Origin of the sequence: Gulosibacter hominis (assembly GCF_904842695.1) — a bacterium.
Taxonomy (GTDB): Bacteria; Actinomycetota; Actinomycetes; order Actinomycetales; family Microbacteriaceae; genus Gulosibacter; species Gulosibacter hominis.
This window is the reverse complement of the sequence record NZ_CAJGWQ010000012.1, coordinates 20,304-38,846: the sequence shown is the minus strand read 5'-3', so window position 1 is coordinate 38,846 and position 18,543 is coordinate 20,304. Positions and strand designations below refer to the sequence as shown.

Genomic DNA, 18,543 nt, shown 5'->3' with positions numbered 1-18,543 from the left:
GGCCCGGAGGCGAACTTCCGGGCCACAACTCGTTTTTGACTCGCTTAGAGGTTCGGCGAGGTCATCTTGAGCACGTCAAGCTTTTCGTCGAGCACCTCTTCGGTGATCTCGCCGCGCTCAACGTAGCCAAGGTCGATCACGGCCTGGCGCACGGTGAGCTTGTTGGCAACGGCGTGCTTTGCGATCTTCGCGGATGCTTCGTAACCGATAACGCGGTTGAGCGGCGTGACGATCGAGGGCGACGACTCGGCCAGCTCGCGGGCGTGCTCGAGGTTGGCCTCGAGGCCCTTGATGGTCTTGTCGGCGAGCACACGGGATGCGTTACCGAGCAGACGGATCGACTCGAGCAGTGCGGTGCCCATGAACGGAATCTGCACGTTGAGCTCGAACGAACCCGAGGCACCGGCGACCGCGATACCGGCGTCGTTACCGATGACGCGCGAGCACACCATCAGCACGGCTTCGGGAACAACCGGGTTGACCTTACCGGGCATGATCGACGAGCCGGGCTGCAGGTCGGGGATGTGCAGTTCACCAAGACCGGTGTTCGGGCCCGAACCCATCCAGCGCAGGTCGTTGTTGATCTTGGTGAGCGAGACCGCGACGGTGCGCAGCGCGCCCGAAGCCTCAACCAGACCGTCACGCGCGCTCTGTGCCTCGAAGTGGTCGGCAGCTTCGTGCAGCGGCAGGCCGGTGTTGGCAGCGAGCTCGGCAATGACCTGCTCCGAGAAGCCCTTGGGCGTGTTGATACCGGTACCCACTGCGGTACCGCCCAGCGGCACCTCGGCAACGCGCTCAATGGTGGCGTTCACGCGGTCGATGCCCAGGCGAATCTGGCGGGCGTATCCGGCGAATTCCTGACCGAGGGTCACCGGGGTCGCATCCATCAGGTGGGTGCGGCCGGCCTTAACAGCGTCCTTCCACAGCTCGGACTTTTCTTCGAGGGCCTCGGCGAGGTACTCGAGCGCGGGCACGAGATCCTCGATCAGCGCGCCGGTGACGGCAATGTGCACCGAGGTGGGGAACACGTCATTCGACGACTGCGAGGCGTTGACGTGGTCGTTCGGGTGCACCTGGTCTTCGAAGATGTCGGTGGCGAGCTTCGCGAGCACCTCGTTGGTGTTCATGTTCGACGAGGTACCCGACCCGGTCTGGTAGATGTCAATCGGGAACTGGTCGAGGTGCTGACCACCGATGATCTGCTCGGCAGCGGCGACGATTGCCTTCGAGCGACCCTCGTCGAGGATGCCCAGCTTGGCGTTGACGATTGCTGCGGCACGCTTGATCTGTGCGAGCGCGATGATCTGACGGTCTTCAAGCACCTGACCCGAAATCGGGAAGTTTTCGACCGCACGCTGCGTCTGCGCGGCGTAGAGGGCGTTTTTTGGAACGCGCACCTCGCCCATGGTGTCGTGCTCGATACGGTATTCGGTGTCGTTGTTCTCGACCACGCTGTCCCCTTTCGGATCTGGGATTCTTGCCCCTCAATTCTACGCTGCTTGGCCGATAACTTCCCGAGTGCATCCCTACGGCAGAATGCCCGGCAGGATGCCCGTGGCGCTCCAGGTGTATCCCGTCCAATAACCCAACAAAATTGGCGGACCAAAAGGGATGTGAGCGCGCAGATTACGCTGCTGAATCACCGTGCCGAGCGCAACGATCGCGCCGCTACACAGCGCCAGCATCGCGGCGACGAGCGCTGTTTGCGGATGCACGAGCAGCAGCCCGACCGCCAGCGGCAGCACGAGTTTGACGTCCCCCATCCCGAGCCCGCCGGTGAACGCGACCGCAACGAGCACCACCAGCAGGATGAGCGCTGTCAGGGCAGCCGAGGTTGGGAACTGGCCGGTGAGCGGTGTAACCACCGCGAGCGCACCGGCCGCCACCCACCAGCCCGGCAGGGTGAGCCGGTTCGGTAGCCGAAACTCCCGCAGATCGTGCTGCACCAGGGACGGCGTGACGGCAGCCGCCCACAGGGCTATTGCGCCGGCTGCGGCGAGCTGCGCTTGGGTTTCATCCACGGCGGCACCCTAGCGAGAACCGGCCGCAGCCGCTGCGGTTATCCACAGGGATGCGGCCGGCTGGGGCCGAGTGCGCTAGTAGATTTCGTACCCCTCAAGCAGATCGGTCACGAGTCCCGCGATAGCGCTGCGTTCGGATCGGGTGAGCGTGATGTGTCCAAAAAGTGGCTGTCCCTTGAGCGTTTCAATAACCGAGGCGATGCCGTCGTGGCGCCCCACGCGCAGGTTGTCACGCTGGGCGACATCGTGTGTGAGCACCACGCGTGAGTTTTGTCCCACGCGCGACAGCATGGTCAGCAGCACATTGCGTTCGAGCGATTGCGCTTCATCAACAATTACGAAGGCATCGTGCAATGAGCGACCGCGAATGTGAGTGAGCGGCAGGATTTCGAGGATGCCGCGGTCGAGCACTTCGTCGATGACGTTGTCGGAGACGATCGATGAGAGGGCGTCGTAGACGGCTTGACCCCACGGGTTCATCTTTTCGTCCTGATCGCCGGGCAGGTAGCCGAGTTCTTGGCCGCCCACCGCGAACAGCGGCCGAAACACCATGATTTTGCGGTGCAGTCCGCGTTCGAGGACGGCTTCGAGCCCGGCCGCGAGCGCGAGTGCCGATTTGCCGGTTCCGGCGCGCCCACCCAGCGAGACGATGCCCACCGAGGGGTCGAGCAGCAGGTCGATGGCCAGGCGCTGTTCGGCTGAGCGGCCATGTACGCCAAACACGTCGCGGTCGCCGCGCACGAGGCGCACACGACGTTCGCCGTCGCTGCTGCGCACCACACGACCCAGTGCCGACCCGCGTTCGGAGGCGATCACGAGTGAGGTGTTGATCGGCTGGTCAGCAATGTCATCGCAGGCGATTTCTTCGTGTTCGTACAGCTCGCTGATCGCCTCGCTACCAAGTTCGATTTGGGTGAGCCCGGTGTAGCCGGTGTCACGGGCGAGTTCGTGGCGGTATTCATCGGCGGCGATGCCGATGGCCGACGCTTTGACGCGCATCGGCAGGTCTTTTGAGACAACGGTCACTTCCAGGCCGTCGTTTTGCAGGTTGGCGGCCACGGCGAGGATGCGCGAATCGTTGTCGCCCAGCTGCATCCCGCTCGGCAGCACCTGCTGGTTGGAGTGGTTGAGTTCGACCCGCAGGGTGCCGCCTTCATCCCCCACCGGCATCGGGAAGTCGAGCCGGCCGTGTTCGATGCGGAACCGGTCGAGCAGCCGCAGTGCTTGGCGAGCAAAATAGCCGATCTCGGGGTCGGAGCGCTTTTTTTCGAGCTCGGTGATCACCACGATCGGGATGACGACCTCGTGTTCAGCGAAGTGAAAAATTGCTCGCGGGTCGCTCAGCAGCACCGAGGTGTCGAGCACATAGGTGCGCACTCGGGTTGCTGACTCGGTGTTGTTAGCGGGGTGATCCCCCGCGTTGGTGGCTGCGGCGGCTTCTTTGCCGCGGTCGATGGTGGTGGGGGTCGCGGTGGTCGGGGTCGCGGTGGTCACGGCGTCGTCTCCTCGCCGAGCTTGCGCTCGTCGGTGCTGCGATTCGGCCACTCAGTTTCGGTGTCGAAACCCGTCGCGATGTCGAAACGAACTTGCGTGGCCGTTTCGATCAGGAATGTCCCCTGATGCCGCCAAGCTATCGCCCCGCAGCTGGATGAGAGCGTTAGTTGGATGCGGTTATGCGCAGTCGTTTCCCGACGGTTACCCGAAGTTCATCTTGGCTGTTACGGGTGATGCGGCTGTGACGAATGTGACAAAAACCGGGCGAAAAAGCATCCGAAAAACTGTTCCGCCACCGATTCCGACACGCCGGCCCGGGCGTGTCGGCGCAGGCAACTATTTGCCGTAGCGCCGCTCTCGGCTGGCAAAATCACGCACCGCGCGCAAAAAATCAACCTCGCGCAGATCGGGTCCGAGCGCCTCCACAAAATAAAACTCCGAGTGCGCCGCCTGCCACAGCATGAAGTCGCTGAGCCGCTGCTCACCCGAGGTGCGGATCAGCAGGTCGGGATCGGGCTGCCCGCCGGTATAAAGATGCTCACCGATCAGTTCGGGAGTGAGAATATCCGCGAGTTCGGCAATCGACCCGCCCGAATCTGCGTGTGCGCTGACGATCGACCGCATCGCATCCACGATTTCGCTACGCCCGCCGTAGCCGACGGCCAGATTCACGTGCAGGCTCGCCTTGCGAGTGGCGGTCTCTTCCTGCACGCGCTTGAGGGTGGCAGCGAGCTGCGGGTCAAGCCCGTCGCTCGAGCCCACATGCTGCACCCGCCAGCGGTCATTGGCGGCGATGGCGTCGGCCAGCCGAGCGATGATCTGCTGCAGTTCGTGCAGTTCGCGGCTCTCGCGATTGGTGAGATTGTCGCGTGACAACAAATACAGCGTGACGGTGCCAATCCGGGCCCGATCACACCAGCCGAGAAACTCGATCATTTTGGCGGCCCCGGCCCGGTGTCCGGCAGCCGCATCCTCGTGACCGGCAAGCCGAGCCCAGCGCCGATTGCCATCAATAATCATCGCCACGTGTTGCGGCCGCGCGCTCATCCGGTCAAGCGCACGCCACAGGCGACGGGTATACAGGCGGTACAGCATCGCTGAAGCAACCGGCACACGAACTTTCACACCGTTAATCTAGTGCACGGCGTAGGGTGAGTGTATGGCAGCCACGAAGCCGGATGCTCCGGCAAATCCCTCCGCCCAAGATACCGCCGACGCTTCACCGCAGCCGCCGGCGCTCATCCCACCGCGGATGCGGGGAGCGCTGCACACCTGGGCTGCGGTTGCTGCCGCAGTGCTTGGCGGCCTGCTGCTGGTGTTCGCCGATAATGCCCGCCAAGTGTTCGCGATCACCGTGTACACCGCCTCATCGGTGGTGTTGTTCGGAATGTCGGCGCTGTACCACCGGGTCGCGTGGCAGCCGCGCACCAAGGCGGTGCTGCGACGCATCGACCACGCCAATATTTTCCTGCTCATTGCCGGCACCTACACACCGGTCGCGCTGCTGGGGCTACCACCAGAAAAAGGTTGGCTGCTGTTCTGGCTGGTGTGGGGCGCCGCAGCCGCAGGCATCACTTTTAATGTGCTGTGGATCACCGCACCCCGCTGGCTGTACGTGGCGCTCTATCTCGCCACCGGCTGGCTTGCCGTCATGTATCTGGGTGATTTGCTGGCAGCATCCATCGCCATGATGGTGTTGGTTGCCGTGGGCGGTGTGGTTTATACGGTCGGCGCCGTGTTCTACGCAATTAAGCGACCCAATCCTTGGCCGCGCTATTTCGGTTTTCACGAGATTTTTCACGCACACACGGTGGTTGCCTGGGCCTGCCACTGGGTTGCGATCCTGTTGATTGTGCTCAACCCGGCTGCTTAGCGCATCCCGGTAGTCGAGCGCATCCGCAGCCGAGCCCCGACCTCACACTGGGCGTGGCCGGGGCTCGTTCGTTCGCCTGGGCTCGTTGGTCGAGAGACCTAGCGGCTGATGTCTCCCGAGGTTGGGTCACTTTCGCCGGTTTCGCGCTCAGGCTCAGCGGCCGCATTCTGGCCGGATGCTTGCTGCGCGGCTGCTTCGCGCTCGAGTTCTTCGCGCACCTGGTAGCGGGCGTTCACCCGCGACATTTTTGTCATCATCGACATCACGAGCAAACCGACCGCAACCATAAACACCGCGGTAAAAATGAATCCGATCGGCCCGGGTGTCACATCGGCGGGATTGAAGGCGGGGTCGGTCGGAGTGGGGAGCGGCTCATCAATCCCCATCCACACGGCCCACAGCGCCAGTTGATTCATTACCAAGCTCCCTCGTCGATGATGCCCGCGAACAGATCCGTTTCGAGCGCGGCCGGATCACCGCCAGGGGCAGCCACGCGCGACATCACCAACTCGTAATCTTCGAACGGGTAGGCAACTGCCTCCAGATCGCGAGGATAGCCGAAAAAGAACGCGTCGTTCGGCGCCACCTGGCTCGAGTGCGAACGCAGCGCCGCATCCCGCCGCTGCAAATACTCAGCCACATTGATGCGCGCGCCGATGCGCCCCTGCCGGGCTTGCTCGTGCTCGAGCACCCGCGCGACCATGGCTTCCATGCGGTCAGCCAGATGCTCATGCTCGCTGTGCTTTTTTAACTCGTGCAGCAGCGACTGGTAGCGGTTGGAGTTCATGGTGCGGTCGTAGTAGAGCTTCTGGATGCTCCACGCCGACCCCAGTTCGGGGCGATATTCTTCGTCGCCAGACAGTTCCCAGGCGCGAATCGACACCTCGTGGGTGCGAATGTGGTCAGGATGCGGATAGCCACCGTTCTCGTCATAGGTGACCATCACATGCGGGCGAAACTCACGAATGAGCCGCACCAGCGGGCGCACCGATATTTCAATCGGGATGGCAGCAAAACTGTCGGCGGGCACCAGGCCGTCTGCGGGCATCCCCGAATCGCGGTACCCCAACCAGCGGTGCTCAATGCCGAGGATGCGCTGGGCCTCAGCCATCTCAACTCGACGCAGCCCCGGCAGGTCGCGCTGGGCGTGTGCTCGGGACGGTACGGCAGTGTTGAGAATGTCGCCGGCTTCACCGCCGGTACAGCTCACAATCATGACCTCGGCGCCACGGTCTTCGTACATTGCGTACGTTCCGGCTCCCTTACTCGACTCGTCGTCGGGATGGGCGTGCACTGCCAGCAGCCGATAGGTCACTTCCCTGCTCCTGCCTCAATTCCGATCCGTTCGGCACCGCGTGTTGACCCAACGGACTAAGCTGGTAATTCAACGCCTAAGCCTATCCGCCAGCCAGGAGTACCGTGAGCGAACTCGACGAACGTTACGGCACAAGTCGCCGCGTGACGTCAAACTCCTCGCGCTGGGTGTGGCTGGCTGCGGCCGCCCTGTTCGTCGGCGTGGTGGTGTTTTGGGCGATGACTGCGCTTTCACCCAGCGCCACTGTCGAAACGCAAACCGCGCGCTTTGAGGTCGTCTCCCCCGTTTCGGCGACGCTGCAGGCACGCGTGTCGGTGCATCCTGGCACACCGCTCGCCTGCGCGGTTGAGGCGCACAACACGACGGGCACCGTCGTGGGCTGGAAGGTTGTCGAACTGGCACCGAGCGAACAGGCGCATCAGGTGATTGATGTGACGCTGCGAACCACCCAGGCTGCGGATGTTGTACAGGTAAAAGAGTGTTGGGTCACCGACCACTAACTGAGCCCCGCATCCAATTACCGCTTTATTCTGGCCGCCTATTGAGCGGATACGCTAGAATGTGAAAACTGCCCCGACAGGAGGTCGGGGTGCATTTTTTTATCCAAAAGGAGACCCCATGTCGCAGCAGAACGAGTCGACCTGGCTCACCCAAGCCGCGTATGACCGTCTTCGTGCCGAACTTGACGAACTTTCGACCACCGGTCGACGCAATATCGCAAAAGAAATCCAAGAGGCTCGGGAAGACGGCGACCTGAAAGAAAACGCCGGCTACCACGCTGCCCGTGAAGAACAGGGCCGCATCGAGGCCCGCATTGTTGAAATCGAAGCCATGCTCAAAACCGCCGTGGTTTCAGAGGCACCCGAAGCCGCTGGCGTGGTTGAGCTCGGCACCGTTGTGCGTGCCACAATCGCCGGCCGGGAACAAAAGTTTTTGTATGCCGATGCCGAACTCGAAGCCCAAACCGACCTGCGGGTGTTCTCCCCCGACAGCCCGATCGGTGCGGCCATTGAAGGGCTGAAGATCGGCGAATCAACCAGCTATCTCGCACCGAACGGTCGCGATATCCCCGTCGAAATCATCGACGTCGAAACCTTCCGCAGCTAATTACGCAGCGTACGAATCGGCCCCGCACACCGCAGTGGTGTTCGGGGCCGACTTGTGTTTTGCATCCACTACACCGTGGCGTAGCGATCGACGCGAGGTTCGTATCCCGCGGCGCGCAGCGAATCAAGTACGAGCGCCGCATGCTCGCTGCCACGCGTCTCCACCGAAATCTCCAGTTCAACCTGCGTAATTTGCAGCCCCTTGTTGTGGCGCGTGTGCAGCACCTCGATCACGTTCGCGTTAATATCCGCGAGAATTGTCGAAATACGCGCCAGGTGCCCCGGCACATCGTGCAGGCCAATAATGATGCGCATATAGCGGTCGGATGCGGTGAGACCCTGCGCGATCACCTTTTCGAGCATCATCGGGTCAATATTGCCGCCCGAGAGCACCGACACGGTTTTACCGCTGTCGTGAATTTTGCCGGCCAGCATCGCTGCCACACCCGTGGCGCCGGCAGGTTCAACGACGAGCTTCGCGCGCTCAAGCAGCAGCAGGATCGCCCGCGAAATATCGGCATCCGATACCTCAACAATTTCATCCACATATTTGCGCACCAGCTCAAAAGTGAGCCGGCCCGGTTCATTGACCGCGATACCGTCGGCGATGGTCGGATGTCCCGAAACTTTCACGGGATGTCCGGCAGCAATTGACGGCCGGAAGGGGGCCGATCCCTCGGCTTGTACGCCAATCACGCGAATGTCCCGGCCGAGTTCTGCCGCTTTGAGTTTGAGTAGCGCCGCCACGCCCGAAGCGAGCCCGCCGCCACCGATCGGCACAATCACGGTGTCGACATCCGGTGTTTGCTCAAGAATGTCGAGGCCGAGGGTTGCCTGGCCGGTGATGATGTCGGGGTGGTCGTAGGGATGAATGAACGTTGCGCCGGTGCGTTCGGCAAATTCCTGGGCGCCGGCGAGTGAATCGGCCACGTTGTAGCCCTGCAGCACCACCTCGGCGCCGTAGTTGCGGGTGGCCTCGAGTTTGGGGATGGGAACGCCGATCGGCATATAAATAGTGGCGGGAATACCCAGCTCAGCGGCCGCGAACGCGACCCCCTGCGCGTGGTTACCGGCGGATGCGGCCACCACCCCCCGCGCCCGTTCTTCTTCTGAGAGCTGCGAGAGCCGGTAGGTGGCACCGCGAAGCTTGTACGAACCGGTGCGCTGCATGTTTTCGCATTTGAGAAACACGGGCGAGCCAACATATTTGCGCAGGAATTTTGCCGACTCCATCGGCGTAACCCGCGTGGTGCGCTGCACAATCTCGCGAGCCTGCTCGATTCGTTCCAGGGTGGGTTCGAATGTGAGGTCAAGTTCAGCGGTCATGCGCTCGGCTTCTTTCTAACACGGAGGGACAGCGGCTGACGGTTCGGTACCCGGCCACCGAGCGAGTCACTGTCGTCTGACAGCCCGACGGTGGGGTCGGGGTCGCCCCGCCATTTGCCTGATTGAATGTATTTCACCATCGTACGTATCGCCGCGACCACCGGCACCGCAAAAACCGCCCCGGCGATACCGGCGAAGATTGAGCCGGCGCTCACCGACACCAGCACCGCCAGCGGATGGAGCTCGACGGCCTGCCCCATGATGAGCGGCTGCAACACATTCGCTTCGATCGCCATCACCGCGACGACGATGGCGAGCATGATGACGGCGTTCCAGAATCCATTGGCGATGAGTGCGATGAGCACCGCGACCGCACCCGACGCAACCGCACCCACCAGCGGCACGAACGCCGCGATGAACACGATGATGCCGATGGCGAGCGCGTAGGGCACCTGCAGGATGAGCGCGCCGAGGAAAATCCCGATCGCATCGATGAATGCCACCACGACCTGTACGCGCACATAGTGACCGGTGGAAATCCAGGCGCGCTCGCCCGCACCGTCGACCGCGGCACGGGCGCTCGCCGGCAAAAACGAGACGATGAACAGCCAAATTCGCCGACCATCCGCCAAATAAAAGACGATGGCAAATAGGGCCACCGTGGCGCCGGTGACCACCGAGGCGGCGGTAGAGCTGGCGGCGAGTGTTCCCTGCACGAGCGAGGCGGCGTTTTGTTTCACCCAGTTGGTAGCCTCGCCGTACCACTGCTGCAGGTGGTCGGTGGTGATGTGCAGGGGGCTGTCTTCGAGCAGTTTCAGTAGCTCTTGGCCGCGGCGTTGGATGCTGTCAGCATCAAATTGCTGGCCGCTGCGGAAGGCGACCACCACCAGGGCGATGAGTGCTGATAGTCCGGCAATCAGCGCGAGCAGGGCGATAAGAATGGCGATCCACGCCGGCCAGCGCAGCCGGTCACGAAAATAGTTCGCGATCGGGGTGATGAGCGCGGTCAACAAAATTGCCACCAGCAGCGGAATCACCACGATGCTGCCCTTGGCAAGCAGCCAGATGATGGGGATGGCGGCCAAGACGATGAGGATCAGTCGCCAGGCCCAGGCTGCGGCTATCCGTACTGGTTTGGTGACAAATTCACGGTCTTCAGGGATGCGTGATTGTTCGATGACGGTTTTGTCACCGGTTTTTTCGTTGCCCGTCATTAGAACTGGACCCGCGGCGGCTCCGAGATGGCCGCGCGATCGGTAACCTCGTAGATCGCGCGCTCTTCGGCGTGGGCACTGCCGGCGACGAGGCTGTTGGGGAAGCGCGAAATTTGGCGGTTGTAGCCGCGCACGGTGCTGTTGTAATTGCGTCGAGCGGCCTGAATTTTGTCTTCGGTTTGCACGAGGTCGGCTTTGATTTGCAGGAAGTTTGGCTGGTTTGACAGCTGCGGGTATCCCGAAACGAGGCCGAACACGCTGCGCAGCGCGCCCTGGAAACGGTTTTCGGCCGCGGCAGCATCGTTGGGACCGGCGCTGGCCACCGCGTCTGCGCTGGCGCTTTCAAGTTCGGCGTACACCTGTTGTTCCGGGCCGGCAAATTCGCGGACCGCGGCGACCAGGTTAGGGATCAGATCATTGCGTCGCTTGAGCTGATCCGCGACATCATTCCAGCTCGCATCCACCTGTGCGGTGGCAGTCTGCAAATGTTTGCGGGTGATGAAAAACCATGCCGCAAGAGCAATTACGATGACCGCAACGATGATCACGGGAATGAGCCAACCGAGGTTATCCATGACGCGAATTCTAGCGAGCGCAGTTTGCAGATGCAGGGGACATTACCGCCGACGACTTCGGCCACAGGTTCTCGACGTCATCACAAGGCACCCGCGTCAGCCCGCGCAGGGCTCGGATGCGCAGCGGCGGAAGGCTGCGCAAGCCTCTGTAGGCAGAGTAGCCAAGCCGAACTCGGCGGGTACTGACCAGTCCCCCGGGCGGGGCTCGAACCCGCACTTTGGCGATTTTAAGTCGCCTGCCTCTGCCAATTGGGCTACCAGGGGATTTTGCACACAGCCAACGATGCCGGTGCAACGGCGACGCCGCCGCATCCTATTAAGGGTACGGCGGCGTCGCTAAATCGCAACTTGAAGGTTACGAGTCAGACTTCTTCGCTGCGGCTGCAGGCTTCTTCGCGGCCGGCTTCGGACGTGCCGCGAAGCGCTCAAAGAAGTGCTTCGGATCACGCACCTTCGACAGCGACACAAAGTCGCGACCCCACACAGTCTGGCTGCACCAGTTGCTGAACACACGAGCCTTGCGCTCGTAGGTCGGGATCGCCATGCCGTGGTAGCCGCGGTGCATCAGCCACGCGATGAAACCGGTCATACCGCGCTTACCCGACTGGAAGGCACCGAAACCAAGGCCGAGGCCGGCAACAGCGCCCATGTTCTCGTGGTAGTAGTCGGTCGGCGCATCCCCACGCAGCGTCGCCACGAGGTTATTGGCGAGCACCTTCGCCTGCCGCACCGCATGCTGAGCGTTCGGCACGCAGTATCCGGCAACACCGCCACCCGAAAGGTCGGGTACCGCGGCAACGTCACCTGCAGCCCATGCATCCTGCACGATGCCCTCGTCACCCTCAACCCGCAGGTCGGCACGCACGCGCACATTGCCGCGCTGGTTAACCGGCAGGTCGGTGAAGCCCTGAGCCAGCGGGTTGGCCATCTGGCCGGCGGTCCACACAATGACGTCGGTGGGGAACTTGTCGCCGTTTGAAGTCTCAACAACACCATCAACCGCCGAGGTGCACTGGGTGTTCAGGTGCACCGTGGCGCCGCGTTCGGCGAGGTTCTTGATAACGCTGAGCGCAGTCTCTTCCGAAACCTCGGGCATGATGCGGCCAGCGGCCTCAATGAGGTGGAACTGCACGTCATCAAATTGCAGCGACGGGTAGTCGGCCAGCAGCGCGGTAGCCAGCGAACGCATCTCGGCGAACGCCTCGATACCCGCAAAACCGCCACCGACAACAACGAAGGTGAGCAGACGCGAACGCTCGGGGCCGGGGGCCATGGTCGAAGCGCGGTTGAAGTTGTCGATCATGGTGTCGCGCACCCAGACCGCCTCTTCGATCTGCTTGAGCCCAACCGCGTTGTCAGCAATACCCGGAATCGGGAAGGTGCGGCTCACAGCACCGGCAGTCATCACGACAATGTCGTAGCCGAGCGTGTATTCATCCTCATCAGCCGGCTTAATCGTTGCAGTCTTGCTGGCGTGGTCGAGCTTGGCAACCTCAGCGGTAATCACGCGAGTGCGCTTGAGGTGCCGGCGGTGCGAAACCACTGCGTGACGGGGCTCAATCGAGCCGCTCGCCACCTCAGGTAGGAAGGGCTGGTAGGTCATGTACGGCAGCGGGTCAACCAGTGTGACCTGTGCTTCACCGGGGTTAAGTTTCTTTTCGAGCTGGCGAGCAGTGGTGAACCCTGCATAACCGCCGCCGATGATCAGAATCTTTGTCACGCCGAACCTCTTTCGCTGAGTTAAATAACTGGACACAGCTGGACTGTCACTGCCGATTCTAGACCGGCAACCTCACATCACCTGGATGTAGCTGGGATGCGGGGATGCTAAAACTGCGCGGCCGCGGCGACCCGTGGCACGGCACCGTGGCCCGGATGCATCCGGCTAGGCACACTGGCAGCGATCAATACTCCAGCGCGACTCGCGCAGCGCCCAGTCACCCATCGGATTCACCCCGGGGCCGGCTGCCAGCGAGTGAGCTGCCAAAGCATGCAAGCATTTCACGCGCGTGGGCATCCCGCCCGCGGTCACGTGCGCGATTTCTTCAACGTGCGCCACCGATTCTCGTTCCCGCAGGTACTGTTCGTGGGCGCGCTGGTAGGCGGCCCGCAACTGCTCATCTTCCGCCAGCGCATCCTGCATCTGCACCATCAGGTGCGCCACCTCAAGTCGCGACATCTCGGCCGTCGCCGCCGGATGCGACAGGTAGTAGAGAGTCGGGAACGGTGTTCCATCTTCGAGTCGCGGCGCCGTCACCACCACCACCGGGTTACCGCAAACGCAGCGCGCACCGATTCCGAGCACGCCGCGCATGGGGCGCCCGAGCTGCTGCTCAAGCACCTCGAGATCATGCTCGGTTGCCGGTGTGTAGTGGGGTGATGCGGTCACGGTTTCTCCTGCTCAGCCTGGTCGCCTTGGGGTTGTTCATCAGCCTTCGCGGCCCGAATAAGCGAGTCGAGATAGAGCGCATTCGAGTCGGTGGTGGTCGTGTGCTGTTCAACCGAAACTTCAATGGGGACCCGCATGGCGGTCTGTTTGCCGGAGTCGAGCACGGTGTAGCTGGTGTCTCCGGGATTCACGAAAAGCAGGCGCCCGCGGGCCTGCGAACGGATATAGGCCGGGTCGCTCCAGCGGCGCTGCTCGGTTCGTAGTGCTTCGGTTTGCTGATTCGCTTCGTCAATGTCTTGGCGCAGTTCGGAGATGCGCACCTGCTGCTCAATCAACTGGTTAATGCTCGGGGTGACAAGGCCGATGCCAACGACTATGGCGCCGAGGATGATGAGCGAGCCGAGTCCGGGGCGACGCATCGAACGCCGCCGTGCGGAGGCAGTGGTGTTTGGGCGCCGATCAGTCATGGTGTCCATTGTCGTCGATTGGATGCGGAGCCGAGCCTCGCATCGCCGATGCAGGCGCATCCGGTGACGCTTCCCGGATGCCCGCGCTGCTTCCGCCCCACACTCGCCCCGCCTGGCCTCTCTCCAGGCCCTCACCAACTTTGGTCATATCCCTGCCGATACGGATATATCTGCACACCGGCACCCATTTGGCCAAAGTTGGTTTTCAGGCAAACACTCCACCCCACCAACGCCGGTCAGCACGCTCCCACCGACCCTCACCAACTTTGGTCATATACCTGTCGATACGCATATATCTGCATACCGGCACCCATTTGGCCAAAGTTGGTTTTTGGGCGAGCTCTCGACCACACCAACGCTGGTCCGCGCGCTCCCACCAGCCCGCACCAACCGCTCCCACCGGACCCACATCAACTTTGGTCAAATCCCTGCCGATACGCATATATCTGCATACCGGCACCCATTTGGCCAAAGTTGGTTTTTGTTTGTTGGAGGGGATGCAGTGCAGGGAACAGGTGTGGGGAGGCGGCGGCGCGGCTCGGGGATGCGGTGCAGGGACGGCGGCGCTGCGGCAGCAGACGACAGAAGACAGACAGCAGGCGGCAAACGGAAAACAGCAGACGGCAGGGCGGCGCCGGCGGGTAGGCGGCAGCACGGCAGCACCACGGCACGACAGCACCACCACACCACCACGGAAAACGCCGCTGGGCCCGGCACCGGAATCGGTGACGGGCCCAGCGGGTCGAAAACGGGACTACTACTTGGCAGTGAAGCGCGGGAAGGCGTGAGCACCCGCGTAGCGGGCCTGGTCGCCGAGCTCTTCTTCGATGCGCAGCAGCTCGTTGTACTTGGCAACGCGGTCGGTACGAGCCGGAGCACCGGTCTTGATCTGGCCACAGTTGGTGGCCACCGCGAGGTGAGCGATCGTGGTGTCTTCGGTCTCACCCGAGCGGTGCGAAAGAATCGCGGTGTAGCGGTGCAGGTGCGCGAGCGACACCGCGTCGAGCGTTTCGGTGAGGGTACCGATCTGGTTCACCTTGACGAGGATCGAGTTGGCAACCCCCAGCTCAAGGCCGCGCTGCAGACGCTCGGGGTTGGTGACAAACAGGTCATCGCCCACGAGCTGCACCTTGTCACCGATCTTCTGAGTGAGCGCGACGTAGCCGTCCCAGTCTTCCTCGGCCAGTGGGTCTTCGATGGTGACGATCGGGTAGTCGACGATGAGCTGCTCGTAAAAAGCGGTCATCTGCTCGGCGGTGAGTTCCTCGCCCTCGAAGTGGTAGACGCCGTCCTTGAAAAACTCGGTCGAGGCCACGTCGAGGCCGAGCGCAATGTCGGTGCCGAGCTTGAAGCGGGTTTCACCGATCGCCTCAACGATCAGGTCGAGCGCCGCGCGGGTCGTGGGCACGTCGGGAGCGAAACCGCCCTCGTCGCCGAGACCGGTCGAGAGGCCCTTGCTCTTGATGGTCTTCTTGAGCTGGTGGTAAACCTCGGCGCCCCACTGCAGCGCTTCTTTAAAGCTGCTGGCACCGATCGGCAGAATCATGAATTCCTGCACGTCCACACCGTTGTCGGCGTGCGCGCCACCGTTGATGATGTTCATCATCGGCACCGGCAGCACGTGTGCGTTTGCACCGCCGACGTAGCGGAAAAGCGGCAGGTTGGCCGAAACCGCGGCAGCTTTGGCGGTGGCGAGGCTGACACCGAGCAGCGCGTTGGCGCCGAGGCGCTCCTTGTTCTTGGTGCCGTCAAGCTCAATCAGTTCAGCGTCGATCGCGCGCTGGTCGGTTGCGTCAAAAAATTCAACAGCGGGATTGATCTCGTCAACCACGCCCTGCACGGCTTTTTCGACACCCTTACCGAGGTAGCGGTCGGCATCGCCGTCACGCAGTTCGTAGGCTTCAAAAGCACCGGTCGAGGCGCCCGAGGGCACGGCGGCACGGCCACGTGAGCCGTCGTCGAGCGTCACCTCAACCTCAACGGTCGGGTTTCCTCGTGAGTCAAGAATTTCGCGGGCAAAAACGTCAACGATGAACGACACGTGCAGCTCCTCAGGTCGTAGTGCCAGTTGCACTCCCAGCCTACTGCCCCCGGCGTGAACAGAACGCACAGACCCCGACAGTTCGCTGAGCAACTGCCGGGGCCGGTGGGGTTGTGGCTGGGCGCGAGCTAATTGAGCGGCTCGAGCGTGATGGTTTCGGGGTTGGCGAGATGCTCATCCCGCAGGTGCGCCACGTGGGTGAATCCCTCGGATGCGGCCCGGTCAAGCAGGTTGCGCACGTTCTTGGGTCGCTTTTCGAGCCGCACTCGACGGCCCGGCTGCAGCAGCGCGCGTTTGAGAAGCATGGCGTCGGCGGGCGGGATGCGTTTGTCGACAAGCGCGATGACAGCTTCGGTTTCGTCGGTGTCCTGTTCGGTTACGAGGTCGACAATGCGTTCAAACCCGATCGAAAACCCGCAGGCCGGCACATCCTGTCCCAAAAAGCGTCCGATCATACCGTCGTAGCGTCCGCCGCCACCAACGGATGAACCGGATGCGGGGTGGGCGACCTCAAAAATAGTGCCGGTGTAGTAACCCATGCCGCGCACGAGGGTGGGGTCGTATACCAGCGGCAGCGCTCCCCCACCGGCAGTGACGGCCGCGGCGATCTCGCCGAGCGATTCGGCAGCGGCGCATGCCTGTTCGTTTTCGCGCAGTGATTCTGGCAGCGAGGCGAGGATGGCTTCGGTGTTCAGCGGGATGCCCGTGGCGAGTGACGGTTCCCAGCCGGTGAGCGCTTCGCGCAGCCGTTCGGCGGCGGCCGCGTCGACCTCGCCGAGTTCTGCCACCACGCCGTCGACGCCGATCTTGTCGAGTTTGTCGACCGAGATGAGCGCACCCGGCTGCTGCTCGGCGGTGAACCCGCACCATTCGAGCAGGCAGGTGAGCAGACGTCGGTCATTTACGCGGATGGTGCAGTCGTGCAGCCCCAGCTCGCCCAGCGCCGCCGAGCCGGCAATCAGCAGTTCGGCTTCGGCAAGCAGCGACGGCTCACCCAAAATATCGACGTCGCACTGCACAAACTGGCGGTAGCGCCCCTTCTGCGGCCGCTCGGCTCGCCATACCGGCCCGATTTGCATTGACCGGAACACCGTCGGCAGGTTACCGCGATGCGTCGCCATGAACCGCGCCAGCGGCACGGTGAGGTCGAAGCGCAGCCCGAGGTCGCTCAGCTCGAGCGGGTTGCCGGTGCTGGCAGCTGATTCCAGCGCCGCTTGGTCGAGGCCGCGACGCATCACGGCAAACGAGAGTTTTTCGTTGTCGCCACCCATCCCTGAGTGCAGCCGCGCGCTGTCTTCCACAACCGGAGTTTCGATTTCGTCGAAGCCGTGAGCTGCGTACACTCGCCGGATGGTGGCGAGCACGCGCTCGCGGCGACGCTTATCGGTGGGCAGGAAGTCGCGCATCCCGCGCGGCGGATTGATCTGTGTGGCCATAGTGCTTCATTATCTCTCGGCTACGCAGTGCGTGTGCATCTTGTTCACCAAGCCCGTGTTCAGCATCCCGTGTTTACGTTAAACCAAGCATTCCGTTCAACAGAGGTGTCGATCATGAATTCACTCGTGTTGTTTCGTTCCGAGTATGGCCACACCGAAAAATATGCACAGTGGTTGGGCGAGTCGCTGTCCACGGCACCTATTGATCTGGCAGATCGCCGACCGACGCCGCTCATTGGTGCCGATTGCGCAATTTTTATTCTGCCTGTGTACGCGGCAAATCTCACGGCGGTTAAGCGAGTTGGGCAGCTTGCCGAGGCCTCGCCCGAGGTGCCGATCGCGATTGCCACGGTGAGTATGAACGATCTCAACAGCGATACGGACGGCCGCGGTGAGGTGCTCGGCAAGTGCAAAGCCGCGCTGCCAGCGCCGGTGTTTGAGCGGATTAACTGGTTCCATCTGCGCGGCGGTCTCGACTATGAGCAGATGCGGTTTAAGCATCGGATGATGATGCGGATGATGTACGGCATGATGCGGCAGCGCGCCAAGAAGGGTGATGAGAAGGCGCAAAAGTTTTGCGATAGCTACGGCAAGTCGATTGATTTCACCGATCGCGCGCTCCTCGAACCGGTACTCGAATTTGCACGATCGGTGAACGATAAGAAAGGACAGGCGAATGTCTGAACCACAACCCGGCGCTGACCATGTGCTGATCCCCAATCAGATCGGCATAATCATTGCCGGTGGGGTGATCTGTACCGTGCTGGGCGGCCTGACGGTGTTGTCGGCGCTCGTGCCCGGTATTTCGGATGAAGCGCCCCCGGTGGGGATCACCATCTTGGGCGTGATTTTTTTGCTGCTCGGTCTGGTTTTGTTAGCGGCGCCGCTTTGGATTCGCCGCAAGCGCTGGATAGAAGCCGACGCGTACCAGCTGCGCTATGTCGACCCGAAGTTCCCGGACGAACAGTGGCAGCTCAATTGGCAGGATCTCGACGCGGTCGAACTCCACGTTGGGCGGCTCCCGTCGACGTCGATCGTCACTCGTATCAAGCCTCGCCAGCGCGTGCGGCTCGTGCTCTTTACCGCCGGCCGCGGTCGAGCGCTCGAGTTCCGTTCGCTGCGTGCGAGCGAAGGGGTTGCCGGGCCAGGCACCTTTGCCATGCTGTTTGGCGATATGCCGAAGCTGGTGCAGCCACTGGATGCGCTCCTGCGTCGACAGGCCGGGCCACGCTATCGGCGGCTGCTCGATGAGGGCCGGGTGAATACCCCGCTCTAGTTTGCGGCGG

At 62.4% G+C, this 18,543-nt stretch carries 19 protein-coding genes and 1 tRNA gene; 5 read left to right on the top strand and 15 right to left on the bottom strand.

Going from position 1 to position 18,543, the window contains the following annotated elements; genetic code table 11:
* Positions 1–44: 44 nt before the first annotated feature.
* The 4 genes from JMV54_RS08375 to JMV54_RS08360 form a co-directional block, all read right to left on the bottom strand.
* Positions 45–1,451, bottom strand: a complete 1,407-nt coding sequence (locus JMV54_RS08375; RefSeq protein WP_201518460.1) for a class II fumarate hydratase — start codon at positions 1,449–1,451, stop codon at positions 45–47.
* 75 nt (positions 1,452–1,526) lie between these two features.
* Positions 1,527–2,021, bottom strand: a complete 495-nt coding sequence (locus JMV54_RS08370; RefSeq protein ID WP_201518459.1) for a prepilin peptidase — start codon at positions 2,019–2,021, stop codon at positions 1,527–1,529.
* 75 nt (positions 2,022–2,096) lie between these two features.
* Complete coding sequence (locus JMV54_RS08365) at positions 2,097–3,515, bottom strand: PhoH family protein (RefSeq protein ID WP_230972881.1); 1,419 nt, start codon at positions 3,513–3,515, stop codon at positions 2,097–2,099.
* A 336-nt stretch (positions 3,516–3,851) separates the two neighbouring features.
* Positions 3,852–4,610 carry an isoprenyl transferase gene (locus JMV54_RS08360; protein ID WP_201518477.1) on the bottom strand — a complete coding sequence of 253 codons (759 nt, stop codon included), beginning with the start codon at positions 4,608–4,610 and terminating at the stop codon, positions 3,852–3,854.
* 64 nt (positions 4,611–4,674) lie between these two features.
* Between JMV54_RS08360 and trhA the strand changes: the two genes are divergently transcribed.
* Positions 4,675–5,388: a PAQR family membrane homeostasis protein TrhA gene (trhA, locus tag JMV54_RS08355; RefSeq protein WP_201518458.1), complete on the top strand. Its 714-nt coding sequence runs from the start codon at positions 4,675–4,677 to the stop codon at positions 5,386–5,388.
* Between the two features lie 98 nt (positions 5,389–5,486).
* On the opposite strand, the gene JMV54_RS08350 is transcribed toward trhA, so the two are convergent.
* Both JMV54_RS08350 and mca read right to left on the bottom strand, forming a co-directional pair.
* Positions 5,487–5,804: a hypothetical protein gene (locus JMV54_RS08350; RefSeq protein WP_201518457.1), complete on the bottom strand. Its 318-nt coding sequence runs from the start codon at positions 5,802–5,804 to the stop codon at positions 5,487–5,489.
* Complete coding sequence (gene mca, locus JMV54_RS08345) at positions 5,804–6,703, bottom strand: mycothiol conjugate amidase Mca (protein ID WP_201518456.1); 900 nt, start codon at positions 6,701–6,703, stop codon at positions 5,804–5,806. Before mca ends, JMV54_RS08350 begins: the two co-directional genes overlap by 1 nt.
* Positions 6,704–6,807: 104 nt before the next feature.
* Here mca and JMV54_RS08340 point away from each other — a divergent pair, with 104 nt between their 5' ends.
* Together JMV54_RS08340 and greA are read left to right on the top strand one after the other, a co-directional pair.
* Positions 6,808–7,203, top strand: a complete 396-nt coding sequence (locus tag JMV54_RS08340; protein ID WP_201518455.1) for a DUF4307 domain-containing protein — start codon at positions 6,808–6,810, stop codon at positions 7,201–7,203.
* Positions 7,204–7,321: 118 nt separating this feature from the next.
* A complete protein-coding gene (gene greA, locus JMV54_RS08335) occupies positions 7,322–7,810 on the top strand; it encodes a transcription elongation factor GreA (RefSeq protein WP_201518454.1) in 489 nt (162 codons plus the stop codon).
* Between the two features lie 68 nt (positions 7,811–7,878).
* Here the strand turns inward: greA and ilvA are convergent, their stop codons facing one another.
* The 9 genes from ilvA to hisS all read right to left on the bottom strand — a co-directional run bounded on the left by ilvA (position 7,879) and on the right by hisS (position 17,257).
* Positions 7,879–9,135, bottom strand: coding sequence for a threonine ammonia-lyase (ilvA, locus tag JMV54_RS08330; protein ID WP_201518453.1), 1,257 nt, complete (start codon positions 9,133–9,135; stop codon positions 7,879–7,881).
* Positions 9,132–10,349, bottom strand: a complete 1,218-nt coding sequence (locus JMV54_RS08325; RefSeq protein ID WP_201518452.1) for an AI-2E family transporter — start codon at positions 10,347–10,349, stop codon at positions 9,132–9,134. Before JMV54_RS08325 ends, ilvA begins: the two co-directional genes overlap by 4 nt.
* A complete protein-coding gene (locus JMV54_RS08320; protein ID WP_201518451.1) occupies positions 10,349–10,924 on the bottom strand; it encodes a LemA family protein in 576 nt (191 codons plus the stop codon). Before JMV54_RS08320 ends, JMV54_RS08325 begins: the two co-directional genes overlap by 1 nt.
* Positions 10,925–11,114: 190 nt before the next feature.
* Positions 11,115–11,188 (bottom strand) — tRNA-Leu (locus JMV54_RS08315).
* Between the two features lie 91 nt (positions 11,189–11,279).
* Entirely contained in the window at positions 11,280–12,644 is a 1,365-nt protein-coding gene (locus JMV54_RS08310; RefSeq protein WP_201518450.1) for an NAD(P)/FAD-dependent oxidoreductase, read from the bottom strand.
* Between the two features lie 165 nt (positions 12,645–12,809).
* The gene (locus tag JMV54_RS08305) at positions 12,810–13,313 is read right to left on the bottom strand and encodes a DUF501 domain-containing protein (protein ID WP_230972880.1); all 504 of its coding nucleotides are present in this window, start codon (positions 13,311–13,313) and stop codon (positions 12,810–12,812) included.
* The gene (locus JMV54_RS08300; RefSeq protein WP_201518449.1) at positions 13,310–13,780 is read right to left on the bottom strand and encodes an FtsB family cell division protein; all 471 of its coding nucleotides are present in this window, start codon (positions 13,778–13,780) and stop codon (positions 13,310–13,312) included. The genes JMV54_RS08305 and JMV54_RS08300 overlap by 4 nt, the downstream gene beginning before the upstream one ends.
* Before the next feature lie 757 nt (positions 13,781–14,537).
* Entirely contained in the window at positions 14,538–15,821 is a 1,284-nt protein-coding gene (gene eno, locus JMV54_RS08295) for a phosphopyruvate hydratase (RefSeq protein WP_201518448.1), read from the bottom strand.
* A gap of 128 nt (positions 15,822–15,949) precedes the next feature.
* Entirely contained in the window at positions 15,950–17,257 is a 1,308-nt protein-coding gene (gene hisS / locus JMV54_RS08290; protein WP_201518447.1) for a histidine--tRNA ligase, read from the bottom strand.
* Positions 17,258–17,371: 114 nt separating this feature from the next.
* Here hisS and JMV54_RS08285 point away from each other — a divergent pair, with 114 nt between their 5' ends.
* Both JMV54_RS08285 and JMV54_RS08280 read left to right on the top strand, forming a co-directional pair.
* Positions 17,372–17,941, top strand: a complete 570-nt coding sequence (locus tag JMV54_RS08285; protein ID WP_201518446.1) for a flavodoxin domain-containing protein — start codon at positions 17,372–17,374, stop codon at positions 17,939–17,941.
* Positions 17,934–18,533 carry a hypothetical protein gene (locus tag JMV54_RS08280; RefSeq protein WP_201518445.1) on the top strand — a complete coding sequence of 200 codons (600 nt, stop codon included), beginning with the start codon at positions 17,934–17,936 and terminating at the stop codon, positions 18,531–18,533. The genes JMV54_RS08285 and JMV54_RS08280 overlap by 8 nt, the downstream gene beginning before the upstream one ends.
* The last annotated feature ends 10 nt before the right edge of the window (positions 18,534–18,543 follow it).